This is a genomic window from Streptomyces sp. ICN903 (genome assembly GCF_022015835.1).
GTDB classification, from domain to species: Bacteria; Actinomycetota; Actinomycetes; order Streptomycetales; family Streptomycetaceae; genus Streptomyces; species Streptomyces fenghuangensis.
Genome location: NZ_JAKMAY010000396.1, coordinates 1 through 4,365, shown reverse-complemented (window position 1 = coordinate 4,365; position 4,365 = coordinate 1). Strand labels below are relative to the sequence as shown.

Here is a 4,365-nt window from a genome sequence, read left to right as displayed (position 1 = left end):
CCGCCGAAGGCAGACCGTCATCCCGCAACGCCGCCATCGGCGACACCCGGCCCGCACGCCGCGCCGGAAGATACGCCGCCAGCACCGTCACCACGACACCCAGCACCACACCGACCACCGGCGTGACCCACCGCAGCGTCAGATCGTCCGTGCTCAGATTCATGCCCACCAGGCCCATGAGCTCCATCAGCCCAACGGCCAGACCCACACCGGCGGCCACACCCACCACCGAGCCCAGCACACCCAGCAGCACCGCCTCCACCAGCACCGACCGGTTCACCTGCCGACGGCTCGAACCGATCGCCCGCATCAGACCGATCTCACGCGTCCGCTGCGCCACCAGCATCGAGAACGTGTTCACGATCAGGAACACACCCACCAGCAACGCGATCCCCGCGAAACCCAGCAGCGCGTACTTGATCACATCCAGGAACGACCCGATCTCGTCCTGGCCCTCCGCCGCGTACTCCTCCTGAGTCCGGACCTTGTACTCACCCGAACCCAGCTCCGCGACGACACGCTCCTTCAACTCCTCGTCGCTCACACCCCCGGCCGCCATCACATACACATCCGTGTAGACGTCCGAAGCCCCCAGCAACCTCTCCTGCACCGTGCCGGTGTCGAAATACACCACCGTCGCGCCCGGATTCGTCGACCTGAACGCCGCCACACCCACGATCTCGGACCGGAAGTCACCCAGCGCCGAGATCGTCCGCAGCTCCTCACCCAGCTCCAGACCGTGCCTGTCGGCCGTGTCCGCGTCGACCATCACCTCACCCGGACCACGCGGCAGCCGGCCCTCGGTGACCTCCATCGACCTCTCGTCGATGGAAGTCCAGTTGCTCGCGATCGTCGGCGCACCCGTCGACGACCCCATGTTCTCGTTCTCGGCGTTCACCACCGTCACACCCGTGCTGAACGCACCACCCGAGACCGAGGCGACCCCCTCGACCCCCTCCAGTTCCTCCACCAGCGAACCCGGCACCGTCACCGGCCGCCCCGTCGCCGGAGTCTCACCGTCCCCCGCGTCCTTCGACGAAACCGTCACATCGGCGGCCGTCTGCGAGAACAGCCGGTCGAACGTCGTGTTCATCGTGTCCGTGAACACCAGCGTCCCGCACACGAACGCCACCGACAGCACCACCGCGACACCGCTCAGCAGCATCCGGCCCTTGTGCGCCACGAAATTCCGCAGCGAAGTCCTCAGAACGGTCATGACACCCGCCCGAACGTGTCGAACGCCTTCATCCGGTCCAGCACAGCCTCCGCCGACGGCCGCAGCATCTCGTCCACGATGCGCCCGTCCGCCAGATACAGCACCCGATCCGCGTAACCCGCCGCCACCGGGTCGTGCGTCACCATCACGATCGTCTGACCCAGCTCGTCCACCGAACGCCGCAGGAAGCCCAGCACCTCCGCACCCGCGCGCGAGTCGAGGTTGCCGGTCGGCTCGTCGCCGAAGATGATCTCCGGCCGGGCGGCCAGGGCGCGGGCGACCGCCACGCGCTGCTGCTGGCCGCCGGAGAGCTGGTTGGGGCGGTGCTTCAGCCGGCCCGACAGGCCCACCGTCTCCACCACGCGGTCCAGCCACTCCCGCTCCGGTTTGCGGCCGGCGATGTCCATCGGCAGCGTGATGTTCTCCAGGGCCGTCAGCGTGGGCAGCAGGTTGAACGCCTGGAAGATGAAACCGATCTTGTCCCGGCGCAACCGGGTCAGCCTCTTCTCCTTCAACCCCGTGATCTCGGTCTCGCCGATCCACACCTGCCCCGACGACACCGCGTCCAGTCCCGCAAGGCAGTGCATCAGCGTCGACTTGCCCGAGCCCGACGGGCCCATGATCGCCGTGAACGCCCCCCGCGCGATGTCCACGTCCACCGAGTCGAGTGCCACCACCCGCGTCTCACCGGCGCCGTACGCCTTGACGACCTGCCGCGCCCGCGCGGCAACAGCCGTACTTCCTCCACTGCCCCCGGTCCTGGGATTCACTACAGCCGTTGTCACGGTATGTCTCCTATATCGACTTCCATCGACCGCACCGGAACGGGGCCTCCCCGAAGCCCTCGGCACCGGCCGGCACCGAACTGACTGGATCCTGCTCCGACGTCTTGATCCGGGTCTGATCTGCGTCTGATCTGCGTCTTGCTCCGGCTTACGCGAAGAGCCTGCCGCGCCCGGTCCGGCCCCGCGATGGTGCGCGGTGCCGTATCCGTACGGGGGCCAGCACCACCCCACCCGTGCGGCACCCTGCACCAAGCAGCCTAGGGAGCGATCCGCCCGCCCTCGTCCTGCCAGGGGACGAGCCGCGGGTAGGAGGAAGGGGGTACCGCCCCCTAGGGGACTCGGTCCCGAGGACGCCCTTTCCCCTACGTCAACCTCAACCCGGTGCGGGCCCGCCGGCCCGCCGGGCCGTCGGGCCGCCGGGCCGTCGGGGCCGCTCGCGGGTACGGCGAAGGGCCCCGACCGGTGGGTCGGGGCCCTTCATTCGAACTCTGAGCTCCCCCGCCAGGACTCGAACCTGGAATGATCCATCCAAAGTGGATAGTGTTGCCGATTACACCACAGGGGATGGCAACTCAGGCCAAATCGGACATTTACTTAGGGGTCCGACCGGCCTCCACTACTATGCCGTACCACCAGCCCTCGATGCGACGGTACAGGTCCGCTCCACCGCGTACCCTGACCACACAGCACCCTTTGTAGTCCTCGCCGGTGTTCTTGCGCACCGTCTTGGGGTTGTGTTTCTTGAGCGTGGTCTTGCCCAGCGCGGCGACGCCCACCCCAACAAGGTCGGCCCAGTAACGCTCGGCTGCCGCCACATCCGCCGACTCGTGGATCATGACGTGGAAGCGCAGCCGCTCGGGTTCCACTCCGAGCAGCGCGAGCCATGCGAGGTAGACCTCGATCATCGTCGGATCACTGTTGACGAAGACGACCGTCTCCTGCAACCGGTGCGGCTTGCTCTTCGACCCTTCGGCCCAGTAGAGCCCCACTCCGACCAGGAACAGCTCCCGATCCGTCATGGGGTGGATCTCGTTGGCCGCCGTCAACTTCGTTTGCTGACGTTTGATCGCCACGGCACGCCGATGGGGGGCCCACCGCGCCTCCGCCATCATGCGAGCGTGCTCCACCCGCCGCTCCGGCCTCGGCAGGTCCCGCACCCACAGCGACACCGAACTCTTCGACACCCCCAGCTCCGCCACGATCTCGTCGTATGTACGGCCCGCGCGGCGCAGGGCGCGGGCGCGCTCCTTCATCTCCGTCTTGGCTTGAACCATGGCGCCATCCTGGACCCGCAAAAGCGTGCGTGGTTCGAAAATCCGGATGATTCAGTGGTTCGGGTGAAAAGTAGCTTTTTCATCGCCGTGCATGTCATCACGCCTGCCGACGGGCACGCGGTTTTCCGCGTGCGGAACCACCCCGAAAACCCCTGGCGGCCGGTCGTAGGCTGGGCGGTATGACCGAGACGGGGGAAAGTGTCAAAGCCCGTGACCAGGGTGACGCGCCTCGGGGGCCGCTGTGGTGGACGCGGCGCCGGAGTGCGGTGCTGGACGTGGGGCTCGCGCTGGTGTCGGGTGCGGAGTGCGCGGCGCAGGGGGTTCCGTTCGCGCGTGAGGCCGGCATTCCGGTGGGTTTGTCGGTGGTGCTGGGCGCGCTGGCGGGGTTGTCGCTGGTGTTGCGGCGGCGGTGGCCGATCGCGGTGGTGCTGGTGGCGATCGCGGTCACGCCGGCGCAGATGGGTGTCGTGCTGGGGACGGTGGGGCTGTACACGCTGGCGGCCTCGGATGTGCCGCGGCGGATCATCGCCCTGCTGGCCGGTATGCAGGGGCTGGGGTCGCTGATCGTGGCGACCGTGGAGCTTCAGCGGAGTGTGGTGCGGGACGACTACGGCTATGACCCGCCGGTGTGGTTCGTTCCGCTGGTGTCGGTGCTGATGTCGGTGGGTGTGACGGCGCCGCCGGTGCTGCTGGGACTGTACGTGGGGGCGCGGCGGCGGCTGGTGGAGAGTCTGCGGGAGCGTGCGGACGGTCTGGAGCGGGAGTTGTCGCTGCTGGCGGATCGTGCGGAGGAGCGTGCGGAGTGGGCGCGCAACGAGGAGCGGACGCGGATCGCGCGGGAGATGCACGATGTGGTGGCGCACCGGGTGAGTCTGATGGTGGTGCATGCGGCGGCGTTGCAGGCGGTGGCGCGGAAGGATCCGGAGAAGGCTTCGCGGAACGCGGTGTTGATCGGGGACATGGGGCGGCAGGCGCTGACGGAGTTGCGGACGATGCTGGGTGTGCTGCGGGCGCATGAGGCGAAGCCGTCGGGGTCCGCGCAGGTGCCGGAGTCCGTGCGGGTGTCGGGGGATGCGCCGGGGGCCGGGTC

4 protein-coding genes and 1 tRNA gene are annotated in these 4,365 nt (G+C 68.3%); 1 reads left to right on the top strand and 4 read right to left on the bottom strand.

All coding sequences use genetic code 11. From position 1 onward, the window contains the following. The 4 genes from L7D48_RS26495 to L7D48_RS26480 form a co-directional block, all read right to left on the bottom strand. Positions 1–1,216 (bottom strand): ABC transporter permease (locus tag L7D48_RS26495; RefSeq protein WP_237883257.1); only part of this gene is annotated, 1,216 nt, incomplete at its 3' end. Then, complete coding sequence (locus L7D48_RS26490) at positions 1,213–2,001, bottom strand: ABC transporter ATP-binding protein (RefSeq protein ID WP_237883255.1); 789 nt, start codon at positions 1,999–2,001, stop codon at positions 1,213–1,215. The genes L7D48_RS26495 and L7D48_RS26490, both read right to left, overlap by 4 nt. Before the next feature lie 493 nt (positions 2,002–2,494). Continuing rightward, positions 2,495–2,566 (bottom strand) — tRNA-Gln (locus L7D48_RS26485). A gap of 25 nt (positions 2,567–2,591) precedes the next feature. Continuing rightward, entirely contained in the window at positions 2,592–3,275 is a 684-nt protein-coding gene (locus L7D48_RS26480; protein ID WP_237883253.1) for a hypothetical protein, read from the bottom strand. 179 nt (positions 3,276–3,454) lie between these two features. Between L7D48_RS26480 and L7D48_RS26475 the strand changes: the two genes are divergently transcribed. Further along, the coding region (locus tag L7D48_RS26475) for a sensor histidine kinase (RefSeq protein WP_237883251.1) at positions 3,455–4,365 on the top strand (911 nt) is incomplete at its 3' end.

Bases quoted from the DNA above. Each gene is read 5' to 3' on its own strand.
- L7D48_RS26480 (WP_237883253.1), bottom strand. From the start codon at position 3,275: ATGGTTCAAGCCAAGACGGAGATGAAGGAGCGCGCCCGCGCCCTGCGC.